Origin of the sequence: Streptomyces sp. NBC_00029 (assembly GCF_045160505.1) — a bacterium.
GTDB lineage: Bacteria > Actinomycetota > Actinomycetes > Streptomycetales > Streptomycetaceae > Streptomyces.
In genome coordinates this window covers 1,684,703-1,710,528 of the sequence record NZ_CP108292.1, presented here as the reverse complement: position 1 = coordinate 1,710,528, position 25,826 = coordinate 1,684,703, and the positions used below count along the sequence as shown (strand labels likewise).

Genomic DNA, 25,826 nt, shown 5'->3' with positions numbered 1-25,826 from the left:
GACTTCCACGAGACCTATGCCAAATTCTGCCCGCAGAACCCGCATGATCGCAGCGTTCCTCGCTGATGGATCCACCTGGAGGCGGGCTGGTCCCCGCTCGGAGAGCAGCCGCCCCCGTAGTTCGGAAGGCAGATCACCGCCGCAGTCAGCTATCGCAAACCCGCAGGCTGAACACCTGGACTCCGTGTCCCATCGCAAGGAGCCGTGGACCAGGGCTTGGACGCCCCAGCACTCCAACTCCGCACCGCAGTCCTGGCACCCAGCTGAGTACCTGATGGACTCGAAGACCGCCTGATCCATACCCACCCCTTCAAGGAGTTGAGGTTAGACGACAGGCTGAGCGCATGCGATATGAGGAGAAGGCGAAGCTCACCGCCGTGAAAGTCCTGGTCCCGTTGGCCATCCTTGTCGCCTCGCCAGTGCTGCTGATGGCTGGAGCGCCGGTCCGCCGTCGCTACCTCCGCTACGTCTACCGGGATGAGGCACCAGCGATCCTGGACAAGGAGCAGGGCCGAATCAGTGTCCACTGGTTCCTGGTCATGAGCCCGCTTCTCGCATGGCTCTGCTGGCCCACAGAGACACTCGCCCGGCTCATCTCGCGCCGAGGTTAAACGGCCAGCTTAGAGGGCGCTCCCGCCCGACGGCTCAGGCCACCGGCGCTGCGGCCACCGGCACTACGGCCCTCTGCCGGTTCAGGAGCCGGCGGATGTCGCGGACCGCGGCGCCGCCCGCGCGGTTGGCGCCGATGGTCGACGCCGACGGGCCGTAGCCCACCAGGTGGATCCGCTCGTCCCGCACGGCACGGGTCCCCTCGACCCGGATGCCTCCGCCCGGCTGGCGAAGCCTCAGCGGGGCGAGGTGGTCGACGGCCGCGCGGAACCCGGTGGCCCACAGGATGACGTCCGCGTCCACCCGGCTCCCGTCCGCCCAGGCGACGCCGGCGGGGGTGATCCGGTCGAAGGCGGGTCGCCGGTCGAGCACGCCCGAGGCCAGACCGGCCCGGACCGCCTCGTTGAGGGGCAGCCCCGTCACGCTGACCACGCTCTGCGGCGGCAGCCCCCGGCGCACCCGCTCGTCCACCAGGGCCACCGCGGCCCGGCCCTCGGCCTCGCCGAAGCTCCCGTCGCGGAAGACCGGGGGCCGCCGCGTCACCCAGGTGGTCTCCGCCGCCACCTCGGCTATCTCCAGCAGGTGCTGCACCGCCGAGGTGCCGCCGCCCACGACGATCACCCGCGCCCCCGAGAACTCCTGCGGCCCCGGATAGTTCGCGGTGTGCACCTGGCGGCCGCGGAAGGTCTCCTGGCCCCGGTAGCGCGGCCAGAACGGCCGGTCCCAGGTTCCCGTGGCGTTGATCAGGGCGCGCGCCGACCAGATGCCCGCGGAGGTCTCCACGCGCAGCCGGCCCGCATCCCCCTCGCGTACCGCGGTCACGTCCACGGGGCGGCGTACGCGCAGGTCGAAGCGGTCCTCGTAGGCGGCGAAGTACTCCCCGACGACCTGGGACGACGGACGCATCGGGTCGGCGCCCGTCAGCTCCATGCCGGGCAGGGCGTGCAGGCCGTGGACCTTGCCGTAGGTGAGCGAGGGCCAGCGGAACTGCCAGGCCCCGCCCGGACGGGGCGCGTGGTCCAGGACCACGTGGTCGAGTCCCGCCCGGGTGAGGTGGTAGGCGCTGGACAGGCCCGCCTGCCCGGCGCCGACGACCACCACGTCCACGTCCACCGGCACGTCCGCACCCCGCGTCATGTTGTTCACGCTTCTACTAACTTGCGGTGGGCGCCGGATCTTCCCGGGGCAGGCCGAAAGAGCTCCCTAGTAGGTGGTCTGTCCCGGGAGGTTGTGGACGGGTGAGCCAGGTCTCGGCTGAGGGATCTTGAAGGGGTGTGACCCGGACACGCCCGAAACCCGCCAGAATTTGATCTTGGCCTGCCGAGTGCCTGAAGCGGTCGGGGATCTTGGCGATGACGGTCGGCCGTGCCTCGACATCTCAGTCTCCAAGATCCCCGACCTCGTCACCCGCGATCAGCTCTGCGTCTCCTCGCGGCGTCCGATAGCGGCCGCATCGGGTACGACGAGCAGCTTGCCGGTGGTACGCCGAGCCTCCAGATCGCTGTGGGCCTGGGCGGCCTCGGACAATGCGTAGCGGCCCGTTACGGTGACCTCGAGCGCCTTGGAGCGCACCCACTCGAACACATCGGCGGCCCGCCGGAGCAGTTCGGACCGATCGGCGATGAAGTCCCCGAGGCTGGGCCGGATCAGGGTCAGCGAACCGCCGTGGGCGAGCCGAATCGGATCAAACGGAGGCACGGCACCACTTGCCGCGCCGAAGAGCACGAGATGGCCGCGGGTTCGCAGGCTGGCGAGGCTCGCATCGAAGGTGTGCGCGCCGACGCCGTCGAAGACAACCGGCAGTCCCTGACCGCCGTTGAGCCGCCTCACCTCGGCCGCGAGATCGTCGACTGCGGAGGAAAGGATCACCTCAGCGGCCCCGGCACGCTTCGCCAGCTCGGCCTTCGCCGTGGTCGACGTCGTGCCGATCACCCTGCCGCCGAGATGGGTGATGAGCTGGGTCAGAAGCAGCCCCATGCCACCAGCAGCCGCATGCACGAGCACCGTGTCGCCCCCCTGAACCGGGTAGGCGTCCTTGATGAGATAGTGCGCGGTCATGCCTTGGAGGAGCACGGCGGCGGCTGTCTCGAAGCCGATGTCGTCGGGCAGCGGCACCAGCCGGGAGGAGTCCACGACGGCCCGCTCGGCATACGTGCCGGGAATCTCCACCCAACCGACCCGGTCCCCGACCGCGACGTCAGCGACGCCGGGTCCAACTTCGACGACCGTGCCGGCGCCCTCAGCGCCCGGGGTGAAGGGCAGCGGGAGGCTGTACCGGCCTTCGCGGTGGTAGACGTCGAGGAAGTTGACCCCGGATGCGGCGACCTCCACGATCGCCTCGCCCGGACCCGGCCGCGGCTGGTCCACCGTGGCCTCCTGCAGCACCTCGGGACCGCCCACTTCGTACACCTGAATCGCTCGCATGGCCCTCCAATAACGGCTCGTCCCCCACCAACCCCGTTGATGGCGACTAACGGCTCATCCCCACCAACCCCGTTGACGGCGATCCGATTCCCGGCAGGCAGACCAGCCCGCCGCCCCCGCCGCCCCCGCCGCCCCCGCCGCCCCCGCCGAGAGCTGAGACGCCTGCTTTGCACCCGGGTCCTGCTCGGCCTGGTCCCCTCGACCGTCCACCGCGCCCTGACCCGTTACCGGCTGGCCCGCCTGACCCACCTCGACCGCGCGACCGGGCACGTCATGCGCCGCTACGAACGCGAGAAACCCGGCGAGCTCGTGCACGTCGGCATCAAGAAGCTCGGCAACATTCTGGCAACGGGCCCACGCCTTCTTCACCGGCGCTGGGATCACCGTCGAACGGGACACCTAGGGCGAGGGGCGCAGCGTCGCCAGGACCGGGCCGGTCGGCTGCAGTGTGAGTCCCGGGAAGACCCCGGCGCGTTCGCGGCCGCTGTCCAGGTGGAACCGCTGCGCCAGCACGGCCAGCACGAGCGCGGCCTCCACCAGGGCGAACCGCGCCCCCAGGCAGGCCCGCGGGCCGCCGCCGAAGGGGAACCAGGCGTGCTCGGGCACCGGATGCGGGGCGTCCTCGTCCCACCGCTCGGGGCGGAAGGCCTCCGGGTCCGGGAACCACCGCGGGTCCCGGTGCACCGACCAGGGGCTGGTCCACACCGAGGTCCCGGCCGGCACCGCCCGCCCGCCGATGGTCGCCCCGTCCGTGGCCACCGCCGAGATCAGCCAGATCGGCGGATAGATCCGCAGCGCCTCCTTGATCACCTGCTGCGTCCAGGGCAGCCTCGCGTAGTCCTCGTACGTCGGCAGCCGGCCGCCGAGCACCCGGTCCAGCTCCTCCGTCAGCCGGGCCCGCGCCGCGGGTGCGCCCGACAGCAGCTGCCAGGCCCAGGTCAGGGTGGTCGAGGTGGTCTCGTGGCCGCCGATGTAGAGGGTGATCGACTCGTCCCGCAGCTCCTTGCGGGAGAGCGGGCCGCCGTTCTCGTCGCGGGCCGCGAGCAGCCGGCTGAGGAGGTCGTCGCGCTCCGCGCCCGCGGCCGAGGCCGCCTCGTGCTCCCGTATGACGTGTTCGATCTCCCGGTCGAGCACCGCCACGGCCTCCCGCATCCGGCGGCGCCCCGGAGTGCGCACCCAGGGCGGCAGGAACAGCGTCAGCCCCCGGAACTCCGCCCCCAGTTCCCGCTGGGCCGTGGCCATGGCCGCGCTGATCGGCGCTTCCCGGCCGGCGGCGTCGCTCCCGAACAGCGTGCGCACCGCGATCCGTTGCGTGAGCCCGGCCATCTCCCGGTGCACGTCGATCCGTTCGCCCGCGCGCCAGCCGCTCGCCAGGGCGTCCGCGCACTCCACCATCGTGGAGGCGTACGAGCGCACCTGGCGGGGCCGTACGGCGGGCTGGACCAGCGCCCGCTTGCGCCGCCAGTCGTCCCCGGTGGCGACCACCACCCCGTTGCCCAGCAACTGGCGGAAGGCCCAGCCCAGTTCCGTCGGCCGGAAGGTGGACTCGACCGCTCCCAGCAGTTCGCCGGCGTGCTCGGGCCGGGAGACCAGGATGTTGCGCTGTGGGCCCAGCGCCCAGGGCACCCAGTCGCCGTAGCCGTCGCGCAGTGACTCGAAGAAGGCCAGCGGATCACGGGCGAAGGCGGGCAGGTTGCCGAGCAGAGGCCACCGGCGCGGTCCGCCGCTGCGGGTGTCCCGGGGGAGGGTCGCGGTCACGCAGGCATGGTGACAGCCGCCCTCGCACGGCGCCAGAGAGCGGACAGTTCTAACGCGCCCGGCGAGCGGCCAGCCATTCGTGGGCCGCGTCCGCGCTGAACTCCGGCTGTCCGCCCGGGAAGAGGAGCCCGGCGGACGCGAAGGCCGGGTCCCCCGCGATGCCGGGAGCGTACGGGATCGCCATGCAGGCCATGCCCGCGGCAAGGGCGGCCCGCGCCCCCGGCGCCGCGTCCTCGACGACCACGCAGTCGGCGGGCTCGGCGCCCAGCCGGCGGGCCGCCTCCAGGAACACGTCCGGAGCGGGCTTGCCGTGCGCGACCTCCTCGGCGGAGACCACCGTGGTCAGCAGCGCGTCCAGCCCCGTGCCCGCCAGGACGGCGTCGATCGCCTCGAGCGAGGAGCCGGAGGCCACCGCCATCGCCGTTCCCTCGGTGTGCAGCCGCTCGACGAGTTTGCGCATCTGCGGGAAGACCTCGGTCCGGGTACGGGCCAGCTCCAGGTAGGCGGCGTTCTGCTCGGCGAGCAGCTGCTCGACCGGCGTCCGGATCGCGTACCGCTCCCGCAGGATCCCCAGCGTCTCCAGCGTGCCGATGCCGATGAAACGGGAGTGCTGCTCCCAGGTGAAATCGGGGACCCCGTGCCGCTCCAGCGTGCGGCGCCCGGACTCGTAGTAGTTCGGCTCGCTGTCCACCAGCGTGCCGTCGAGATCGAATATGACGGAAATCATCCGGTGCGCCCGTCCTGCCGCTCGTGTTCTGTTCCGGTAATCCTGTCTGCCCTGTCAGGATTTCATGGCATTTCGGCCCACGGACTCGACCAGTGGCAGCAGCCGGTGCGGCACCCGCTCGCGCAGGGCCACCTCCGTGCGGGTGCGGACCACGCCCGGGAGCTGGATCAGCCGCTGGATCACGTCCTCCAGGTGCCCGTTGTCCCGGGCCGCCACGCGGGTCAGCAGGTCCCCGCCGCCGGTGATCGAGAAGGCCTCGATGATCTCCGGTACGGCGGCCAGCGCGTCGCCCACGTCATCCAGGTGCCCCTGGGTGACCTCGATGTGCACGAAGGCCAGCACCGGATGGCCCAGGGCTGCGGGGGAGAGTACCGGCCCCGTCCCGGTGATCACACCCGTGCGCTCCAGCCGGTCCAGCCGTGCCTGCAGGGTGCCGCGCGCGACGCCGAGGATGCGGGCGTACTCGCGCACGCTGGTGCGCGGCTGCTCGATCAGCAGGCGCAGGATTCTGGTGTCGAGCTCGTCCACCGCCACGCCCCGACTGTACCAATGGCCCCGTTCACCCCGATCGTTCCCGGCCAGGTGCCTGATCGGTGTGCAGCCCGGGCTGGCTCCGGTAGAGCAGGCCCACGACCAGCACCGTCGCGCCGGCCGGCAGCAGCAGCCAGCCCACGGTCCCACCGGCCCGCAGCAGCAGCGCCCCGAGGAACCCGCCGGCGAACATGGCCAGGACGGAGAGGCCACGCAGCTTCCAGCCCGCGGTCCTGAATCCGTACGTGTTCTCCCGTCCCATGGCCGTCGCGCCGATGAAGGCGGTCATGGACCGGGTGACCAGCGTCGTCGGCACGCCGGGCACGTTCGCCCGCATGATCGTGGTGTTTCGCAACCCCATCGCCGTGGCCAGGACCGCCATCACCACCAGATGCCGCACGGCCGGGGATCCGTACTGCGCGACCAGCCCCCAGCCGACGCCCGCAGCGGTCAGGATCAGCCCCGCCTCGGCGACGAGCCCGATGACGAACCAGCGCCGACCGCGGACCTCGGTCACGGACTCCAGGTGGGACCCGCACACCACCCCGACGACGAACGCGGCCAACGAGACCCCGGGCGCGAGCGTCTCCAGACGCCCCGCCCCCGCCGCCCCGAAGGCCACGAACAGCACATTGCCCGTCTGCATCGCCGTGAAGGCCGGCCCGAGCGCCAGCAGGCTCACCGCTTCCACCAGCCCGGTCACCCCGGTCAGTACGACCATCAGCGCCGGCATGTGCGGCGGGAGCGGCGGCGGCCCGGCCCTCCGCCCGGCCTCCCGGTTCTCGTCCATGACGCCCGACACTGACACGCCCGCCCGGGTGCTCCGGCGCCGACATGCCGGAAGGCATAGGGTCCGGAGGATGAGCGACCTGTTGCTGGTGAGGCACGGCGAGACGGCCTGGAGCGCGAACGGGCGGCACACGGGACGCACCGACCTCCCGCTGACCGCGCGCGGGGTCGAGGAGGCCATCTCGCTGGCCCCCTTCTTCCGGGACCGGCAGCCCGCCCTGGTGCTGACCAGCCCGCTGCGCCGCGCCGTCGCCACCGCCGAGCTCGCGGGGCTCACCGGCGGCGAGAGCGACCCCGACCTGTACGAGTGGGACTACGGCGGCTACGAGGGCATCACCACCGAGGAGATCCAGAGGACCACGCCCGACTGGTCGCTGTGGACCCACGGCGTCCCGCCCGGCGACGCCGAGCACCCCGGCGAGAGCGCCGCGCAGGTGGGCGCCCGGGCCGACCGCGCCCTGGCCCGGGTCGCCCCGGTGCTCCGGGCGGACGACGGCGATGTGGTGCTCGTCGCCCACGGCCACTTCCTGCGCGTCCTGACCTCCCGCTACCTGCGCCTGGAGCCCGAGCACGGCCGGCTGTTCCTGCTGCGCACCGGCACCGTCAGCATGCTCTCCACGGAGCACGGCCTCCCCGTGATCGCGGGCTGGAACACCCGCCCCTGACCCCGGGTCTCCTCGCCTCGCGCGGCGGTGCGGTGTGCGTGACCATTCGTACATGGGTCACGACTCGTACATGGACCGGGGCGGTGCGGGCGCCGGACCGGAGGGCCAGGACGCGGCGCTCAAGGCCAACGCGATCGGGTTCCTCGACGCGCTCGTCATCGGACTGAACTCCACCTCGCCCGCCTACTCCCTGGCCGCCGTCCTCGGGCCGATCGTGGCGCTGGTCGGCATCTACGCACCGGGCGTGATGCTGGCCTCCTTCGTCCCGATGCTGCTCATCGCCGCCGCCTTCTACTACCTCAACAAGGTCGACCAGGACTGCGGGACGACCTTCTCGTGGGTCACCCGGGCCATGGGCCCCTGGGCGGGCTGGCTCGGCGGCTGGGCCATCGCGATGACCGGCGTCCTGGTCATCGGCTCGCTCGCGGACGTCGCAGTGAACTTCGGCCTGCTCGCCGTCGGACTCGACAGCTGGGCCGCCAACGCGTGGATCCGCCAGAGCCTCACCGTCCTGGTGATCCTGGTCATGACCGGGATCTGCGTCATCGGAACCGAGCTCTCGGCCCACCTCCAGGACATCCTCATCCTCGCCCAGGTCTTCTTCCTGCTGGCCTTCGCCGTGGTCGCCATCTACCGCGTCTACGCCGGCACCAGCAGCCTGGAGGAGATCGAGCCCTCCCTCTCCTGGCTCAACCCCTTCGGCGCCGGCGGCGCCGCCCTCACCGGCGGACTGCTGCTCGGCGTGTTCATCTACTGGGGCTGGGAGTCCGCGGTCAACCTCACCGAGGAGGTGGAGAACTCGGCCACCGCACCCGGCAAGGCGGGCATCTGGTCGACCGTGATCCTCCTCGTCACCTACCTGTCCGTGGGCTTCGCGGTCGTCGCCTACGCGGGCACCGCCTACCTCGCCGAGAACGCGGGCGAGGAGGAGGCCATCTTCGCGGTGCTGGCCCACGAGGTCATGGGCGGCTGGGACTGGGTGGTGCTCCTCGCGGTCTCCACCTCCGCGCTCGCCTCCACCCAGACCACGATCATCCCCGCCTCCCGCACGGCCCTGTCCATGGCCCGCCGGCACGCGCTGCCGCACAAGCTGGCACAGATCCACCCGCGGTTCCGGACCCCGGACGTGAGCACGTGGTGGGTGGCCGGCATCGCCATCGGCTGGTACCTGATCGTCAACCAGATCAGCGAGAACGCGCTCCTGGACTCGCTGACCGCGCTCTCCCTGCTCATCGCCTTCTACTACGCGCTCACCGGCCTGGCCTGCGCCATCTACTACCGCCGCCACCTGTTCGAGAACCTGCACAACTTCGTGCTGATCGGACTCGGGCCGGTGATCGGCGCCGGCCTGCTGATCTGGCTGCTGGTGGAGTCGATCGGCGACATGTCCAACCCGGAGAACTCCGCCAGCGGCGTCTCCTGGTTCGGGCTCGGCCCACCGCTGGTCATCGGCATCGGCATCGCCCTCGTGGGTGTGGCCGTCATGTGCTTCTGGCGGGTACGTGACGGCAGGTTCTGGCAGGAGCGCCGCTCGGTCGCCGACCCGGCCCTCGTCCACGCCGGGAAGAACCAAGGGGGGTCCTGATGTCCGTGGTCCTCGGTTACGACGAGTCGCCGGGCGCGGAACGGGCCCTGCAGGTGGCGCTGGAGGTGGCCACCGCCTTCGGCGAGCCCCTGGTCCTCGTCTACGGGGCGGCCGCCCCGGGCCCCACCGGCGAGGAGTCCCGCGCCCACCGCGAAGCCGTCCGCCAGGCGGGCCGCAGCGCGCTCGCGCACGCCGTCGAGGAGGCCGACGCAGCCGGTGTGCCCTCGTCGGTCGAGGTGGCCGACGAGAAGCCCGCCCAGGCACTGCTGGACGCCGCCGAGCGGCACCGGGCCCGGGTCATCATCGTCGGCAGCTGGGGCGACAGCCCGATGCGCGGGGCCCTGCTCGGGTCCACCCCGCACAAGCTCCTGCACCTCTCGCCGATCCCGGTGCTGTGCGTACCGACCGGGCCGGAGGGCGCCTGAACAGCCGTGGCTCGGCCGAGGCGGACGTCCTCCGGCCCGTCGGGTCCCCTCCCCGGTACCGGTTGCCGGTCAGGGCCCGGAGAGGGCGCCCTCCGGCTCGGCCTTCGCCGGGGCCGGGCGCTTCACCTCCCTGCCGGCACGGAGCAGGGTCAGGGCCGGGCTGGTGATCGCCGTCGTCACCAGGGCCATCAGCACCAGCACGGTGAACAGCTGCGGCCCGATGACTCCCAGTTCCAGACCGACGTTGAGCACCACCAGCTCGGTCAGCCCCCGGCAGTTCATCAGGGCGCCGATCGACAGGGCCTCCCGCCAGGGTCTTCGGCAGGCACGGGCCGCGCCCGCCGCACCGCCCCACTTGCCGAGGAAGGCGACGCCGAGGATGGCGGCCGTCCACAGCCACAGCTCCGGCGCCGCCGTCAGCCCGCCGATGTCCGTGCGCAGCCCGGTGAGCACGAAGAACAGCGGCAGCAGCACGGGCACCGTGAAGGCGCGCAGCCGGGCCGCCGAGGCCTCGATGCGCTGCCCGGTGCGAGGGGTGATCACCCCGAACAGGAAGGCCCCGAACAGGGCGTGCACCCCGATCCGGTCGGTGGCCAGCGCGGACAGGCTCAGTCCGCTGAAGAGCGCCACCAGGACCACGGCGTCCCCGGCCCGTTCGGCGCGGGCCGCCCAGCGCGCCAGCAGGGGGCGTACGGCGTAGAGCATCACCAGGGTGAAGGCCACGGCCAGCGCGGCCGTGGTGGCCGCCTCCATCGGGGACCCGGCCGAGGCGAGGGCCACCACCAGGGCCAGCAGGCACCACGCGGCGACGTCGTCCACGGCCGCGCAGGCCATGGCGAGCGCGCCGAGCGGGGTTCCGTACAGGCCGCGGTCGGTGAGGATCCGGGCCAGGACGGGGAACGCGGTGATGCTCATGGCCACCGCGATGAACAGGGTGAACGGCAGCCGGCCCACACCCGCCGGGGCGAACCCGTCGTACATCGCGAGTGCCAGCACCGAGCCCAGGGCCAGCGGCAGCAGCATCCCGGCCTGGCTCACGGCCACTGCGACGCGGGTGTGGCCGCGCAGGCTCTTGAGGTCCAGCTCCAGCCCGACCAGGAACATGAAGGCGAGCAGCCCGAGCTGGCCGAGCACCGAGGTGTACGGAAGCACGGACGGCGGGAACAGCCAGTGCTGGGCCTGCGGCCAGAGCCAGCCCAGCAGCGAGGGGCCCAGCAGGATGCCGGTGGCGATCTCGCCCACCACCGGCGGCTGGCCGAACCGGCGGAAGACGATCGCCCCCGCCTGGCAGGCGAGGATCACGACGGGGACGGCGATCAGGAGCGAGGGCAGCGGATCAGCCGACGACACGGGTGCCCCCCTCGGTCCCGGCGGGTCGCAGCGCGGCGGGCAGGGCGGCGTGCGCGGCCGGCTGCGGGACCGCCGCGGCCGCGGACCACGGGGCGTAGCGGCGCTGCCCGTAGAGCAGGGGCTGCCGGTCGTCCCGTACGGTCACCCGGCGGACCTCGGCGAAGACGGCCGTGTGGTCCCCGAAGCCGACGGTTCTGACCACGGCGCAGTCCGCGACGGCGTGCGCGTCCGCCGTCAGGTGCGGCCCGCCGGCCCCCAGCGGCAGCCGCCATTCGACGCGGTCGAAGCGGTCGGGCGCCGCGGAGGCGAACAGGTCCGAGGTGCCGCGGGCCCGCTCGTGCAACAGGTTGAGGGCGAAGTGGCCGCCGGCGAGCAGCACCGCGAGGGTCGGGCTCGCCGCCCGTATGCACACCACGAGCGTCGCCGGTTCGAGGGCGACGCTCGCGAGGGAGGTGCAGGTCAGGCCGTGCGGCACGGAATCGGAATCCAGTGTGGTGACGACGGACACCCCGGTGGGGAAGGCGGCCATGAAGGGCCGCAGGTCCGCCGGACGGCCCCCGGCCGACTCGTCCGGTGCGGCGGGATGGGGCACGGAACGGTGGGGCATGTCTGACTCCTGAGGTGGCTGAAGCAACTGCGGCCCGGCAGCCGGCGGGAGAGCCGTGCTGCCGGGCCGTGGGAGCGGTGGGCCTTACGCGCCGTGCAGTTGGCGCAGGTAGTCGTAGGCACTGGGCAGGGTCTCCAGCAGGTTCTGCTGCTGGCGCTTGACCGTGTCGAAGAGGGGTTCGGCGCCGGCCACCGAGTCCGGCCGGTGCGCGAGGGAGGGCAGCGGGGCGTCCGGCTCCAGGCCCAGGCCCGCGAAGATGCAGTAGTAGCTGCCGTTGGTCCAGAAGTTGCGGAACTCCGCCTCGAAGTTGCCGTAGTACGTCGACTCGTCGGTGATCGGAGAGTTGATGGGCAGGCCGGCCTTGTAGGCCGAGATCTTCTGCTGGATGTTGTCCGGGAGGGTCAGCTTCTTGTTGGCCTGCCAGAACGGCGTGTCGTTGCGCGGCGCGTAGAAGAAGTGCGCCTGGATGAAGTCGCGGGTGTCGTCGAACATCACCTCGATCTCGTGGTTGAAGCTGTTGACCAGGCCCTCGTTGAAGGTCTTGTCCGGGAAGTGCTTGGCCAGCTGGTAGATCGCGGCGGTGATGAAGTAGATGCCGGTCGATTCCAGCGGCTCCAGGAAGCAGGAGGACAGGCCGATGCTGACGACGTTCTTCACCCACGCGCGGCGGTTGCGGCCGACGCGGAAGCGGATGTGGTTGAACTTCGTCTCCTCCACGTCCAGGCCCCACATGTCCGCGAACTCGCGGGTGGCGGTGTCCTGGTCGGTGAACTTGCTGGAGTAGACGTAGCCGGTGCCGAAGCGGCCCAGCATGGGGATCTTCCACGCCCAGCCGGAGGACATGGCGATCGCCGACGTGTACGGCTCCACCCCGTTCGCCTCGTCGTCGTGCGGCACGGCAGTCGCCACCGCGCTGTCGCACAGCAGGTGGTCGCTCATGTCGATGAAGGGCTCCTCCATCGCCTGGTTGATCAGCAGGCCGCGGAAGCCCGAGCAGTCCACGAACAGGTCGGCGTCCAGCGCCAGTCCGCCCTTGGTGTGCAGCGTGGTCACGTAGCCGCGGCCGTCCTGCTCGACCCGCACCATCTCGTCCTGTACGTGGTTCACGCCCTGCTTCTCGGTGCTGAACCGGCGCAGGAAGTCGGCCACCAGCTGGGCGTCGAAGTGCCACGCGTACCGGGTGGCCGGACGTCCGTCGAGCCAGCGCGGGGCCTTCATCGCGTCCATCACGGGGGGCTCGCGGAAGCAGGCGTAGTCGAACGGCTCGGTGGTGCGGCCCTCGTGCTTGCGCTTGAACCAGTAGTGCGACAGCGGGGTCTGGTCGTAGTCGGGGAGCAGCCCGAAGGGGTGGTAGAAGTGGTCCGGACCGCCGCCCGGCAGCTCGCGGGCCGCCGACTCGCCCTGCCCGTCGGTCCGCCAGTTGACGAAGCGCACGGCCATCTTGAAGCTCGCGTTGCACTCCCGCATCCACTCGTCCTCGGCGATGCCCAGGTAGTCGAAGAAGGAACGCTGCAGATTGGGCACGGTGGCCTCGCCGACCCCGATGCGGGGGATCGACGGCGCTTCGAGCACGGTGATGTCGACCGTTCCCTGCAGCGCCTTTCCGAGGTATGCGGCCGTCATCCAGCCGGCCGTGCCGCCGCCCAGGATGACGACCTTCTGAAGCCGGGTGTCGCTGCTGGTCATGAAACAGCCCTCATTTCGGATTCGGCGGTTCGGGGGTTCGGGTGGTCGTGCTCATCAGTGTCGAAAGCGGCCCTATCACCGCCCTACACCGATCGGATCCGGCCGTTGTAGGGCCTTTGTAGACCTCCCGGACACACTCCTCGCAGGCAGCAGCGGCAGGCTGAAAACCACCGGGAGGACGCGATGACCACCGCAGCGAACGGGACGGCGGGGCCGGCGGTACGGGTCCGCTTCCTGGGCGACTTCGAGCTGACCGTCAACGGCACCCCCGTCCAGCGCTGGCGGGCCGGCAAGGCCCGTGGCCTGTTCCAGTACCTCGTGGTCCACCGCGGCCAGATGCTCACCCGCGACCGGCTCTACGCATCCCTGTGGCCCGGCGCCGACGCCGCCGCGGGCAGTTCCCTGAAGGTCGCCGCCCATGCCCTGCGCCGGGTGCTCGACGCCCACCCCGACCGCCCCGGCGACTCCGGGATCCAGCTGGTCTACCGCGACTTCGGCTACGTCCTGCACATCACCGGGCTGTGGTCCGACCTCGACCGCTTCCAGGAACTCGTGCACACCGGCCTGCGGGCCGCCGCGGCCGGCGACGCCCCGCTCGCCCGCACCCGGCTGCGGGCGGCGCTCGGCCTGTACGGCGGCGAGTTCCTGCGCGGCGAGAGCGCCGACTGGGTCGTCGAACAGCGCGAGTACCTCAGGGCCCTCGCCCTGCGGGCCCTGGGGGTGCTGCGCGCCGACGCCGAGGCCCGCGAGGACTTCGTCGAGCTGATCGAGGTGTGCAGGCGCACGCTGGAGATCGACCGCCACCACGAGGAGACCTACCGCGCGCTGATGGCCGCGCACGGCCGGCGCGGCGAACTCGCCTGCGTACGACGCTGGTACGAGCTGTGCGCCCGCCGCATGCGCGACGAGCTGGCCGTGGCACCCGGCCAGGAGACCCAGCGGTTGCTGGCCACCCTGATCCCCGCCGCCGCGCGCCCCGCCGCTCCCGCTCCCGCTGCCGCCTCCGCCTTCGCCTCCGTCGCGGGGGCCCCGCCCGCCACCGTCCGCGCGCTGCGGCCGCCCGCCCGCCGGGCCGGAGCCCCCGCCCGCAGCGCGGACCTCCGTACGACCGTCCCGGCCCGGCCCGTGCGGCGGGCCAGGCCCGACAGCCGGGCCGCGGCCGCCCTGGCCCGCGCGGCCGACCAGGCGTCCGCGTGACACCGACCCGCCGTCCAGCGAGCCCGTGATTCCGTGACCGAGTGAGGACCCCACCGTGACCGTGCTGACCGTGCCGACCGAGCCACAGGACACCAGACCGTCCGGGGCCGAGCCCAACGCGGCCGCCCTGCCGCCCCGTTACACCGACCAGTGGATCGGCGGCGCCTGGGTCGCCTCCGACGCCGACGGCCGCCTGGCCGTCACCGACCCCGCCACCGAGCGCGCCCTGGCCACCGTGCCCGCGGGCACCGCCCGGGACGCCGACCTCGCCGCGCGCGCCGCCGCCGCCGCGTTCCCACGGTGGGCCGCCACCCCGCTGCCCGAACGCGTAGCTCTGCTGCGCCGGGTCGTCGAGGCCATGGAGGTCCGGGCCGACCGCTTCGCAGAAATCATCACCGCCGAGGTCGGTGCGCCCGCCCGGATGGCGCGCCAGACCCATGTCGGGCTCTCCCTCGGCATGGCGGCCCACTGCGTCGAGACCGCCGCCTCCTACACCTTCGAGGAGAGCGTGGGCCATTCGCTCGTCGTGCGCGAGCCCGCCGGAGTGGCCGCCTGCATCACCCCGTGGAACACCCCGCTGCTGCTCACCGTGCAGAAAATCCTCCCCGCGCTCGCGGCGGGCTGCACCGTGGTGCACAAGCCGAGCGAGATCACCCCGCTGCACGCCCGGCTGCTCGCCGAGGCGATCGCCGAGGCCGATCTGCCGCCCGGTGTCTTCAACATGGTCGTGGGCACCGGCGCCGCCGTCGGCACCGCGCTCGTCACCCACCCGCTGATCGACGTGGTCTCCCTGACCGGTTCCACCCGGGCCGGACGGGAGGTCTCCGCGCTCGGCGCCGGCAGCGTCAAGCGCGTCCACCTCGAACTCGGCGGGAAGAACGCGAGCCTCGTCCTCGACGACGCCGACCTGGCCGCGTCCGTGGCCGCCACCGTCGACCAGATGCTCTTCAACACCGGCCAGACCTGCCTGCAGTGGAGCCGGCTGCTGGTGCCCCGGGACCGGCAGGACGAGGCCGTGGAGCTCGCCGGCGAGGCCATGGCCGGGTACGTGACCGGCGACCCGCGCGACCCGGCGACCGACCTCGGCCCGCTGGTGTCCGCCGCCGCGCACGCCCGGGTCACCGGCCACATCCGGCGGGGCGTCGAGGAGGGCGCCGGCCGGCTGGTCCGCGGCGGCCCCGACCGGCCCGCCGGGCTGGACACCGGCTACTACGTCCGGCCGACGGTCTTCGCCGACGTGGACCCGCTGAGCGGCATCGGCCAGGAGGAGATCTTCGGACCGGTGCTCTCGGTCATCCCCTACGACGACGAGGACCAGGCGGTCCGGATCGTCAACGGCACCCGCTACGGGCTGCACGGCGCGGTCTGGTCCGGCGACGACGCCCGCGCCGAGCGGACGGCGCGCCGCTTCCGCACCGGCCTGGTCGACGTGAACGGCGGCCAGTTCAACCCGGCCGCCCCGTTCGGCGGATTCAAGCAGTCCGGGATCGGGCGCGAGTGCGGCACCGCCGGACTGGAGGCCTTCCTGGAGACCAAGTCGATGCAGCTCCCGCAGGGCGCGGGGGGCCAGGTGGTCGGCCCGCGCCTGCGGGCGACCGCGGCCGCCCGCCCCGCGGACACCGAGAGGAACGACGGATGACCCACCGGCACGCCGAGTCCGCCGGGGCCACCGCCCTGCGGGTACCGGCCGACGACACACCGTTCCGCGCGGCCGGGGCGGAACCGGATCCCGCCGCGCCGGCGGACGACACCCTCCCGCCGCTGTTCGCCCGCCTGGAACGGTGGACGCGCGAACAGCCGAACGAGACCGCCGTCAAGGCCTTCGACGGCACCCTCACCTACGCGGCGCTCACCGCCCGCACCGCCCGGTACGCCACCGCGCTCGCCGCGGCCGGAGCCGGCCCCGAGACCGCCGTCGGGCTGCTGCTCGGCCGGTCCCGGGAGAGCGTCCCCGCCCTGCTCGCCGTCTGGAGCCTCGGCGCGACCGCCGTACCCCTGGACCCCGGCCACCCCGTCGAACGCCTCGGCCGCGTCCTGCGCGACGCCGGCGCCGCCGTCCTGGTCGCCCCCGAGGTGCCCACCGGACTGGAGCCCGACGGGATCGCCCTGCTGGCCCCCGCCGACGTCCGCCGCCGGGCCCCCGGGGCGCTCGCGGTGTCCGTACCCGCCCCCGACGGCTGCGCGTACCTCATCTACACCTCCGGAACCACCGGCCGCCCCAAGGGGGTCGAGGTCACCTACCGGGGCCTGGACACCTTCGTCGAAGCCCTCGGCGGACTCGGCCTGCCGCCCGGCGGGCTCGGCCTCAACGCCGTCTCGCCCGCCTTCGACGGCTGGCTCTGGTGCACCCTGCTCTACCTGACGCACGGCCAGGGCGTGGCCCTCGCCGACCTCTCCCTGGACGGGCTGCGCCAGGCCGCCGCCGAAGGCCGCGAACCGCTGCCCGGCGGCCTGCGCACCGTCTCCCTCACCCCGTCGCTGCTCGCCGCCCACGGCGCCGGCATCGACTCCGCCGAAGTGGTCGTGGTCGCCGGAGAAGCCTGCCCGGCCGCACTGGCCGAACGGTTCGCCCACGGCCGCCGGCTGCTCAACGTGTACGGGCCGACCGAGGTGACCATCGCCGCGACCTGGGCCGACAGCCGACGAGGGGACGACGTGACCACCATCGGACGACCCCTGCCCGGCTACCGGGCGTACGTCCTGGACGCGGAGCTCCGCCCGGTGCCCGCCGGCACCGAGGGCGAGCTCTACCTCGGCGGCCCCGCCGTCGCACGCGGCTACCGGGGCCGCCCCGGCCTCACCGCCAGCCGCTTCCTGCCCGACCCCTTCCAGGGCGGCGGCACGCGCATGTACCGCACCGGCGACGTGGTGATCCGGCGGCCCGGTGGCGAACTGGAGTACCGGGGCCGCCGCGACGACCAGGTGAAGATCCGCGGTCACCGCATCGAACTGGGCGAGGTGGAGCGGATCGCCGCCGAGCTGCCCGAGGTCGTCGCCGCCGCCTGCTGCCCCCTCGCCTCGGGCCAGACCCTCGGCCTCGCCGTCGTCGCGGCCCCCGGCGCCGACCGGGCGGGCCTCGCCGACCTGGTCGTGGAACGCTGCCGCAAGCAGCTGCCCGCAGCCGCCGTGCCCAGCACGGTCCAGGTGCTCGACCGGATCCCGACCCTGACCACCGGAAAGGCCGACCGCGAGGCGCTGGCCAAGGCCCTGGTGACGCCGGAAGCCGCGCCCGCCGCGCAGCCGGCGGCCCCGGGCACCGGCCCGACCACGAGCGAGCGCATCGTGATGGCCGTCTGGGCCGACGTGCTCGCCACCGAGATCCCCGGCCCCGACGCGGACTTCTTCGATCTGGGCGGCCACTCCCTGGCCGCCGCCCGCGCCGTGTCGGAGCTGCGCCGCATCACCGGACTGCGCGTCGGCCTCGGCGCACTGCTGGCACAGCCGACGGCCGCGCACTTCGCCGCCGAGGTCGACCGGCTCGCCGCCGAGCGGGAGGCGTCCGCCGCCGCCCCGGGCGGCGACGCCGCCGAAGCAGAAGGGGCCTGAGCCATGGGCGCCTGGATCTCCACCTGGTCGGACGACCCCGCCGGCCGGACCCTGCCCGCCCTCCTGTGCCTGCCGCCCGCCGGGGCCGGCTGCCAGCAGTTCCGCGCCTGGCAGCCCGCACTGGCGGGTACCGCCCAGGTGTACGGCGTACAGCTGCCGGGGCGGGAGAACCGCTGGCGTGAGCCGATGCCGGACACCTTCGACGAGGCCGTCGGGGCCATCGCCGCGGAGCTGCTGGACGTGGTCGCCGACGGCCGGCCCCTGGTCGTCTTCGGCCACAGCTTCGGCGGCCTCCTCGGCTACGAGGTCTCCCGCCGGGTCGCCCCGCGGGCCCTGGTGGTCAGCGGCTGCCGGGCCCCCGGCCACTGGGACGGCGCCGGCCGCGGCATCGTCGACGACGGCGAGGAGCTGGACAAGCTCTTCGACACGGCCGGCCTCGACCCCGGGCTGCTCGACGAGGACACCCGCGCCCTGATGGTCGCGATGCTCCGCAAGGACGCGCAGCTGTCGCTGAGTTACGTCCACAAGCCGGACGTACGCCTGGACGCGCCGGTCCACGCCTGGGGGGCCGACGGCGACGAGACCGTCAGCTCCGAGGACCTGGACGGCTGGGCCGCGGTCACCACCGCCGCGTTCACCCGGCACACCACCAGGGGCGGCCACCACGCCGTACTGCGCCGCCCGCAGCCCGTACTGGACCAGCTGACCGCCCTGCTGCGGGGCACGGGCGGCGAGACCACGACCGGCGTCTGACCGCCCGTCCGACCGCCCGACCGTCCGCAACAACCCGCCTGCCCGCCCGCCCGAGTCCGGAGGACACCGTGCCCACCACCCACCAGGTTCTCGTGAACCACGAGGGGCAGTACGCGCTGTACCCCGCCACACGCGAGACCCCCGACGGCTGGACGCCGGCCGGGTTCGACGGCACCGAGGACGAATGCGCCGGCTTCGTGGACGCCCAATGGCCCGACACCCGCCCGCTCAGCCTGCGAGGAGCCTGAGATGGAGATCGACCTGCTCGACCCGGGCCCCTTCGGCCGCAACGACTTCTGGCCCGCCTTCACCTGGCTGCGCGCCAACTCGCCCGTCCACTGGCATCCCGAACCCGGCAGCGAGGACGGGGGCTTCTGGGTGCTGAGCCGCCACCGCGACATCATGAAGGCGTACGCCGACAGCGACACCTTCTCCTCGGCGCGCGGGATGCGCCTGGGCAGCGACCCGGCGGCCGTCGCCGCCGTCGCCCAGCGCATGCTCATCGTCTCCGACGTCCCCCACCACACCCGCCTCAAGCGGGCCCTCCACCAGGCCTTCGGACCGCAGCAGATGCCGCGCCTGGAGGCGATGGTCGAGAAGGTCGTCGGCGAGCTGGTGACCGAGGCCGTCGAACGCGACGAGCTGGACTTCATCGACCTCGCCAAGCAGCTGCCCAACCGGGTCGTCTGCGCCATGATGGGCATCCCGCGCGCCGACTGGGCCTGGATCGGGGCCCTGACCACCGACGCCTTCGACTCCCCGGACGACGAGGTGCGCACCAACGCGCACTCGGAGATCTTCCTCTACTTCATCGAACTGCTGGCCGAGCGCCGGGCCCGCCCCGGCGACGACCTGGTCAGCCAGATCGCCCACGACACCCTCGTGGACGAGGGCGACGGCGTCGAACGGCCGCTCAGCGACCACGAGATCGTCTTCAACCTCAACGGGGTCCTCTCCGGGGCCAACGAGACCACCCGCTACTCGGCGGCCGGCGCGGTCCACATGTTCGCCGAACACCCCGACCAGTGGCGGCTGCTGCGCGGCCTCGGCCACGACGGCATCACCCCTGCGGTCGAGGAGATCCTGCGCTGGACCACCCCCGGGGTGCACGCCCTGCGCACCGCCGTCCGCGACACCGAGATCAACGGGATCCCCATCGCCGAGGGCGCCCGGGTGACGCTGTGGAACGTCTCGGCCAACCGTGACGAGGACGTCTTCGCCGATCCGCACTCCTTCCGGGTCGACCGCCGCCCCAACCGGCACGTCGCCTTCGGCCACGGCCGCCACCTCTGCCTCGGTGCGCGCCTGGCCCGCTTCGAACTCGGCGCCCTGCTCACCGAGATGCTCGGCGTGCTCGACGGCTTCGAACTGGCCGGACCCGTCACCTTCAACTCCTCCAACTTCACCTGGGGGATCAACGCTCTCCCCGTGCGGCTGCTGCGCAGCCGAGCCTTCGCGAAGTAAGAAAGGGCCCGCACTGTGACCACCGCACTCGTCGACTTCAACCGTTCGGACGCCGCGTTCCCCGCGACCGGGTACCCGCAGCTCCTCGCCGAACAGGCCGCCCGCACCCCCCGGGCCACCGCCCTCGCACAGGGCGACCGCAGCTGGACCTACGCCGAACTGGAGGCCGCCACCAACCGCCTGGCGCACGCGCTGATCGCCCGCGGCGCGGCCGCCGGGAGCCGGATCGGCCTCTGCTACCCGCGCAGCGCCGAGTACGTCATCGGCTCCCTCGCCATCCTCAAGACGGGCGCGGCGATCGTCGCCCTCGATCCGGTCAACCCCGACGACCGGCTCGCCGCGATGATCGCCGACGCCGCCCCGCTGCTGGTACTCACCCCCGCCGACCTCGGCCGCCGGATACCCGAGGACGTCCCCCGGGACGAGGTCGCCACGGCCGGGCAGGGACAGCCGGACACCGCGCCCGCCGTCGTGACCGGACCCGACACCGTCAGCCACCTCATCTACACCTCCGGCTCCACCGGCACCCCCAAGGCCGTCCTGGAGCGGCACGGCGCGCTCACCAACCTGGTGCACTGGACCACCCGTGCCTACGGGGTCCGGCCCGGCGACCGCGCCTCCTGGATGTCCACCCCCGGCTTCGCCGTCCAGATCATGGAGTGGCTCGCCTACCTGCCCGCCGGAGCGGCCGTCCACATCCCCGAGGCCGGGCAGGCGCAGACCCCCGAGCAGATCCGCGACTGGCTGGCCGGCGAGGGCATCACCCACACCATGCTGGTCGCCGCCCTGGCCGAGCCCGCCTGGGGCCTGACGTGGCCGGCGGACACCGCGCTGCGGATCCTGGTCACCACCGCCGAGCGCGTGCACAGCTGGCCGCCCGTCGACACGCCCTTCCGGGTCGTGATGACCTACGGCACCACCGAGACCACCAACGTCCTGTCCTGCCTCGACCTCGGCGCCGGCATCGACTTCACCAGCCAGGCCACCTCCGACGAGGTCCGCGCCACCCGCCAGGTCCCGGTCGGCGTGCCCATCGCGAACCTGCGCGTCCACCTCCTCGACGAGGACGGCAGCCCGGTGCCCGAGGGCGAGGTCGGCCGCCTGCACGTCTCCGGCGCCGGTGTCGCGGCCGGCTACCACGGCCGCCCCGAGCTCACCTCCGCGAAGTTCCACCCCAACTTCGTCGCCGACGACCCGCACCCGGTGCTCTACGACACGGGCGACCTCGCCCGCCGCCGCGAGGACGGCGCCGTGGAACTCCTCGGCCGGTCCGACTCCCAGGTCAAGATCCGCGGCTTCCGCGTCGAGCTCGGCGAGGTCGAGACGCACATCGCACGGCTCGACGACATCGCGGAGGCCGTCGTCGTCACCCAGGAGCGCGGCCCGGGCGACAAGCGGCTCATCGCCTACGTCTCCCCGGCCGGCGCGGCCGAACCGGACTCCGCCGCGGTGCGCGCCGAGGTCGCCCGCACCCTGCCCTACTACATGGTCCCCGCCACCGTCGTCGTCCTGCCCGTGCTCCCGCGGCTGCCCAACGGCAAGGTGGACCGGCGCAGCCTGCCCGAGCCCCCGGAGGGCCGCGACGCGGTCGGCGCCGGCTACGAGGCCCCCCGCAACGAGGTCGAGGACGGGATCGGCCGCCTGTGGGCCGAGGCGTTCCGCACCGACGGCGTCGGCATCCACGACAACTTCTTCGAGCTGGGCGGCCATTCGCTGCTGGCCTTCCAGCTGATCGACGAGATCCGCCGCCGCTACAGCGTCGAGCTCAGCCTCTCCGACCTCTCCACCTGCCCCACCGTCGCCGAGCTCGCCACCCTCGTCACCACCGAACGCACGGGCGGCCGCGGCTCCTTCGGCGGACTCCCCGCGATCGTCCCCGACCCCGCCGCGCGCTTCGAGCCCTTCCCGCTCACCGAGAGCCAGCAGGCGCTGTGGATCGGCCGCGGCGGACTCGTCGAGCTCGGCAACGTCGGCTGCCACGGCTACTTCGAGTGGGAGAGCGAGCAGCTCGACGTCGCCCGCTTCGAAGGCGCCTGGCGCCGGCTCGTCGAACGCCACGACGCCCTGCGCACCCGCGTCCTGCCCGACGGCACCCAGCAGGTCTTCGAGGAGATCCCGGCCTACGAGATTCCCGTCACCGACTTCGGCGGCCTCGGCGAGGAGGCCCGGCAGGCCGAGCTGGCCGAGCTGCGCGAGCGGCTCTCCCACCAGGTCCTCGACGGAGACAGCTGGCCGCTGTTCGACGTACGGATCAGCCTGCTGGGCGGCGGCCGGGCCCGCATCCACCTCTGCCTGGACTTCCTCGTCGCCGACGCCTGGAGCTACTTCCAGGTCCTCATCCCGGACCTGGTCACCTACTACGTGGAACCGGGCGCCGAACTCGCCCCGCTGGAGCTGACCTTCCGCGACTACGTCCTCGCCGTCGGGAACTCGCTGCGCGACAGCGAGCTCTACCGCCGCTCCGAGTGGTACTGGCGCGACCGCCTCGCCACCCTCCCGCCCGCCCCCGGGCTGCCCGAGCGCCCGGCCGACGCCCCCGAGCTGCCGGTCCGCTTCGAACGACGCAGCCACGTTGTGTCCCCGGAACTGTGGACCCGCATCCAGGAGCGGGCCCACGCCCGCGAGGTCACCCCCTCCGGGGTGCTGGCCGCCGCCTACGCCGAGATCCTCGGCCGGGCCGCCGGACAGGCCCGGTTCACCATCAACTTCCCGCTGTTCAACCGCCTCCCGCTGCACCCGCAGGTCAACGCGCTGCTCGCGGACACCACCACCACCCTGCTGCTGGCCGTCGAGCAGACGGAGAGCACCTTCGCCGGACGCGCCCAGGCCGTCCAGCGCCGGCTCTGGGCCGACCTGGAGCACCGCTACTTCAGCGGTGTGCAGGTGCTGCGCGAGCTGACCAAGCTGCGCGGCTCCCTCGCCCCGGCCATGCCCGTGGTGATGACCAGCCTGGCCGGCCACCCGCCGCAGTACGAGGAGACCGAACTGGGCGCGCCCGTCTACGGGATCTCGCAGACCCCGCAGGTCTCCCTCGACTTCCAGGTCTTCGAGAAGCCCGACGGCCTCACCTTCAACTGGGACTTCCTGCCCGCCGTCTACCCCGACGGACTCATCGACTCGATGTTCGAGGAGTTCACCGGCCTGCTCGAGGCCCTCGGCGGGGACGAGGTCTGGGAGCGCCACTCCCCGCCGCCCGGCGACGAGAGCGCCGCCCCCGGCAAGGCGGAGGAGCGCGACACCGGCGACGCCTGGGAGCGGTACTGGGCGGGGATCCGGCGGACCGGCCGCGGCGGCGACGTCATCTGGGACGCCGACAGCGGCGAGGAGTTCCACTGGCTGCTCGGCCAGGCACAGCGCCACTTCCGCAGCGGCCTGCCGGTCATCGACCTGGGCTGCGGCAACGGCCGCTACAGCCGCGAACTCGCCCCGCACTACCCGCGGGTCGTCGGCGTCGACGTCTCGGCCAGCGCCATCGCGCACGCCACGCGCGAGGCAGAGGGCGTGCCGAACGTCGACTACCTGGCGATCGACATGACCGATGCCGAGCAGGCCGCCGCCCTGGGCGAGGGGCCGTACAACATCTTCGTCCGCGGCGTCTTCCACGTCCTGGACGGCGAGGCCCGGGCCCGGCTCGCCGCCGTCGCCGACCGCCTGCTGGGGGACGAGGGCACGCTGATCGTCCACGAGCCCGACTACTCCAGCAACTCCTTCGGCTACCTCGGCTTCGTCGGAGGCAAGCGCGGCCGCGCCGAGGACCTGGTCGGCCCGCTGGAGGCCGCCGGTGTCCGGCACTCGCACCGCTTCACCCGGCCCGAACTGGCCGAGGCGTTCGGCGCGGACGCCTGGGAGGTCGTCGAGGACGAGGCGATAGAACTGCACGCCATCGACCCCCAGTCGGACTCCGACGCCCTGCGGCTGCCCGGCTACTACGCGGTGCTGCGCCGCAGGCGCTGATGACCGGCACCGCACCGGCCGGTCCCGCACCGCCCGGCCTCGCTCTGGCCGGGCCGACCGCGGCGGTGCTGGCCGCGGCCGGGGACGTACGGGAGCTGCTGACCGGTACCGAACTGGACCGGGCCGGCGCCCTGCGGTCTGCCGGCGACCGGGAGGACTTCCTGGCCGCGCACGCACTGGTCCGGCTCTGCGCCGGGCGGCTCCTGGGCCGCCCGGCGCAGAGCCTCACCGTTGTCCAGAGCTGCGGGAGCTGCGACCGGCCGCACGGCAGGCCGCGGCTCCTCGAAGCGCCCGGCACCGGTGTCAGCCTCGCCCACACCCGGGGCTGGGTCGCGGCCGCCGCGGCCCACGGCCCCGTCGGTGTGGACGTGGAGACGCTCGACGGCCACCCGCTGGACCAGCGGGTGGCCGAGGCCGTCTGCAACGAGGAGGAACTGGCCGCCGTACGGGCGGCCGAAGACCCGCGGCGCGCCTTCCTGCGCCAGTGGGTGAGAAAGGAGTCCCTGGTCAAGGTCGGGGCGGCCACGCTCGACGGAGCGGCCCGCCTCGACCTTCCCGTGTACGGGCAGCGGCCGGCGAGCTGGAGCGGCTGGCGGCTGCTGGACTGGGGGAGCGATCGGGTCGTCGGATGCGTGGCGGCCCGCGAGGAGATGCGGCTGCGGCTGCTCGGCTGAAAGACTGGACACGTGGAACGAACTACGACCGACCGGCTGCTCAGGGCGCGCGCACAGGCGATCGGGGGCGGGGTCCGGGAGGAATCGGTCGCCGCCGTCCTCGACCGGGTGCTGGCCGTGCAGGCACAGGACCTGGCCGCGGCGGAGCTCGGGCTCCGGGTGCGGGCCCGCGGGCTGACCCGGGACGCGGTCCGCCGGGCCGCCGACACCGAACGCACCGCCGTCCGCGGCTGGTTCATGCGCGGCACCCTCCAGCTGGTGCCGGCCGCCGACGCCAGATGGCTGCTGGCCCTCTTCGGCCCGGTCTACCTCGCGCTCGCCGCCCGGCGGCTGCGCGAGCTGGGCCTCGACGAGTCCCTGTGCACACGCTCGGAGCGGCTCATCACCGAAGCCATCGACGGTGAGGGGCCGTTGACCCGCGCCCAGCTCACCGACCGGCTCACCACCCTCGGCGTGGAGCCGAAGGGGCAGTCCGCCTTCCACCTGATCCGCCGGGCAGCCCTGGCGGGCCGTATCTGTCACGGGCCGCAGCAGGGCGGCGAGGCCACCTTCGTCCTCCTCGACGACTGGCTGCCCGCCACCGGGCCCCTGCCCTTCACCGGAGCGGCCGCCGAACGCGAACTCGCGCGCCGCTACCGGGCGGCCCACGGACCCTCCGACGCCCTGGACTTCATCCACTGGTCGGGGCTCAAGGCCACCACGGGCAAGAACGCGTGGGCCTCCGTACGGGAGACCGGGCCCGAGGCCGTGCCCCCGGCCGGGGAACCCGACGTGCGCCTGCTGCCGGCCTACGACAATTACCTCGTCGGCTACCGCAGCCGTGACCTCTCCGTGCCCGCCGAACACGAACGCCGGGTGTGGCCCGGCGGCGGGCAGATCCGGGCCACCGTGCTGGTCGACGGGCTGGCCGTCGGCACATGGTCGGGCGGACGCCGTGGGATGCCGGTGACGGTCGAACCCTTCCCCGGGGCCGGGCCCCACAGCCCCGACGTGGCGGCCGGAATCACCCGTGAGAGCGCCGACGTCGCACGCTTCTCCAGCTGAACTCATAGCCTGTCTACAAGAGTTCTACAGTGCCCGGA

21 protein-coding genes and 1 pseudogene are annotated in these 25,826 nt (G+C 73.1%); 13 read left to right on the top strand and 9 right to left on the bottom strand.

Annotated features, from left to right (window positions below; genetic code table 11):
• Positions 1–645 precede the first annotated feature (645 nt).
• Complete coding sequence (locus tag OG753_RS08435; protein WP_405792575.1) at positions 646–1,746, bottom strand: FAD-dependent oxidoreductase; 1,101 nt, start codon at positions 1,744–1,746, stop codon at positions 646–648.
• A 276-nt stretch (positions 1,747–2,022) separates the two neighbouring features.
• Positions 2,023–3,033 (bottom strand): quinone oxidoreductase family protein, encoded by a 1,011-nt coding sequence (locus OG753_RS08430; protein ID WP_405787907.1) that lies wholly within the window; start codon positions 3,031–3,033, stop codon positions 2,023–2,025.
• A 180-nt stretch (positions 3,034–3,213) separates the two neighbouring features.
• Here OG753_RS08430 and OG753_RS08425 point away from each other — a divergent pair.
• Positions 3,214–3,376 (top strand): annotated as a pseudogene (locus tag OG753_RS08425) (IS481 family transposase); the annotation flags it as partial.
• Between the two features lie 56 nt (positions 3,377–3,432).
• Here the strand turns inward: OG753_RS08425 and OG753_RS08420 are convergent.
• The 4 genes from OG753_RS08420 to OG753_RS08405 are packed head-to-tail and all read right to left on the bottom strand — an operon-like array spanning position 3,433 to position 6,839.
• Positions 3,433–4,791: a cytochrome P450 gene (locus tag OG753_RS08420; protein ID WP_405787905.1), complete on the bottom strand. Its 1,359-nt coding sequence runs from the start codon at positions 4,789–4,791 to the stop codon at positions 3,433–3,435.
• A gap of 49 nt (positions 4,792–4,840) precedes the next feature.
• On the bottom strand, positions 4,841–5,518 hold the full coding sequence (locus OG753_RS08415) for an HAD family hydrolase (protein WP_405787903.1): 678 nt from the start codon (positions 5,516–5,518) through the stop codon (positions 4,841–4,843).
• A gap of 54 nt (positions 5,519–5,572) precedes the next feature.
• The gene (locus tag OG753_RS08410) at positions 5,573–6,052 is read right to left on the bottom strand and encodes an Lrp/AsnC family transcriptional regulator (protein ID WP_327261176.1); all 480 of its coding nucleotides are present in this window, start codon (positions 6,050–6,052) and stop codon (positions 5,573–5,575) included.
• 25 nt (positions 6,053–6,077) lie between these two features.
• Positions 6,078–6,839: a YoaK family protein gene (locus OG753_RS08405; RefSeq protein WP_327261175.1), complete on the bottom strand. Its 762-nt coding sequence runs from the start codon at positions 6,837–6,839 to the stop codon at positions 6,078–6,080.
• 70 nt (positions 6,840–6,909) lie between these two features.
• Between OG753_RS08405 and OG753_RS08400 the strand changes: the two genes are divergently transcribed.
• From OG753_RS08400 to OG753_RS08390, 3 genes are read left to right on the top strand one after another with little or no spacing between them, the layout of a single operon-like run.
• Positions 6,910–7,503, top strand: coding sequence for a histidine phosphatase family protein (locus tag OG753_RS08400; protein WP_327261174.1), 594 nt, complete (start codon positions 6,910–6,912; stop codon positions 7,501–7,503).
• A gap of 52 nt (positions 7,504–7,555) precedes the next feature.
• A complete protein-coding gene (locus OG753_RS08395; RefSeq protein ID WP_405787900.1) occupies positions 7,556–9,088 on the top strand; it encodes an APC family permease in 1,533 nt (510 codons plus the stop codon).
• Complete coding sequence (locus tag OG753_RS08390; RefSeq protein WP_327261173.1) at positions 9,088–9,513, top strand: universal stress protein; 426 nt, start codon at positions 9,088–9,090, stop codon at positions 9,511–9,513. The genes OG753_RS08395 and OG753_RS08390 overlap by 1 nt, the downstream gene beginning before the upstream one ends.
• A 69-nt stretch (positions 9,514–9,582) precedes the next feature.
• Here the strand turns inward: OG753_RS08390 and OG753_RS08385 are convergent, their stop codons facing one another.
• From OG753_RS08385 to OG753_RS08375, 3 genes are all read right to left on the bottom strand, one after another.
• A complete protein-coding gene (locus OG753_RS08385; protein ID WP_327261172.1) occupies positions 9,583–10,863 on the bottom strand; it encodes a cation:proton antiporter in 1,281 nt (426 codons plus the stop codon).
• A complete protein-coding gene (locus tag OG753_RS08380; protein WP_405787899.1) occupies positions 10,850–11,470 on the bottom strand; it encodes a flavin reductase family protein in 621 nt (206 codons plus the stop codon). Before OG753_RS08380 ends, OG753_RS08385 begins: the two co-directional genes overlap by 14 nt.
• Positions 11,471–11,554: 84 nt before the next feature.
• A complete protein-coding gene (locus tag OG753_RS08375) occupies positions 11,555–13,156 on the bottom strand; it encodes a tryptophan halogenase family protein (protein ID WP_327261170.1) in 1,602 nt (533 codons plus the stop codon).
• A gap of 183 nt (positions 13,157–13,339) precedes the next feature.
• Between OG753_RS08375 and OG753_RS08370 the strand changes: the two genes are divergently transcribed.
• The 9 genes from OG753_RS08370 to OG753_RS08330 all read left to right on the top strand — a co-directional run bounded on the left by OG753_RS08370 (position 13,340) and on the right by OG753_RS08330 (position 25,788).
• On the top strand, positions 13,340–14,353 hold the full coding sequence (locus tag OG753_RS08370; protein ID WP_405787897.1) for a BTAD domain-containing putative transcriptional regulator: 1,014 nt from the start codon (positions 13,340–13,342) through the stop codon (positions 14,351–14,353).
• Positions 14,354–14,480: 127 nt separating this feature from the next.
• Positions 14,481–15,992: an aldehyde dehydrogenase family protein gene (locus tag OG753_RS08365; RefSeq protein ID WP_327266673.1), complete on the top strand. Its 1,512-nt coding sequence runs from the start codon at positions 14,481–14,483 to the stop codon at positions 15,990–15,992.
• Positions 15,989–17,899 carry a non-ribosomal peptide synthetase gene (locus tag OG753_RS08360; RefSeq protein WP_405787895.1) on the top strand — a complete coding sequence of 637 codons (1,911 nt, stop codon included), beginning with the start codon at positions 15,989–15,991 and terminating at the stop codon, positions 17,897–17,899. Before OG753_RS08365 ends, OG753_RS08360 begins: the two co-directional genes overlap by 4 nt.
• Before the next feature lie 3 nt (positions 17,900–17,902).
• Entirely contained in the window at positions 17,903–18,652 is a 750-nt protein-coding gene (locus OG753_RS08355) for an alpha/beta fold hydrolase (RefSeq protein WP_327261167.1), read from the top strand.
• On the top strand, positions 18,649–18,900 hold the full coding sequence (locus OG753_RS08350; RefSeq protein ID WP_405792573.1) for an MbtH family protein: 252 nt from the start codon (positions 18,649–18,651) through the stop codon (positions 18,898–18,900). Before OG753_RS08355 ends, OG753_RS08350 begins: the two co-directional genes overlap by 4 nt.
• Position 18,901: 1 nt before the next feature.
• Positions 18,902–20,116: a cytochrome P450 gene (locus tag OG753_RS08345; protein ID WP_327261166.1), complete on the top strand. Its 1,215-nt coding sequence runs from the start codon at positions 18,902–18,904 to the stop codon at positions 20,114–20,116.
• Positions 20,117–20,131: 15 nt separating this feature from the next.
• Complete coding sequence (locus OG753_RS08340) at positions 20,132–24,070, top strand: amino acid adenylation domain-containing protein (protein WP_405787893.1); 3,939 nt, start codon at positions 20,132–20,134, stop codon at positions 24,068–24,070.
• Positions 24,070–24,744: a 4'-phosphopantetheinyl transferase family protein gene (locus OG753_RS08335; RefSeq protein WP_405787891.1), complete on the top strand. Its 675-nt coding sequence runs from the start codon at positions 24,070–24,072 to the stop codon at positions 24,742–24,744. The genes OG753_RS08340 and OG753_RS08335 overlap by 1 nt, the downstream gene beginning before the upstream one ends.
• A gap of 12 nt (positions 24,745–24,756) precedes the next feature.
• Complete coding sequence (locus OG753_RS08330; protein WP_405787889.1) at positions 24,757–25,788, top strand: winged helix DNA-binding domain-containing protein; 1,032 nt, start codon at positions 24,757–24,759, stop codon at positions 25,786–25,788.
• Positions 25,789–25,826 lie beyond the last annotated feature (38 nt).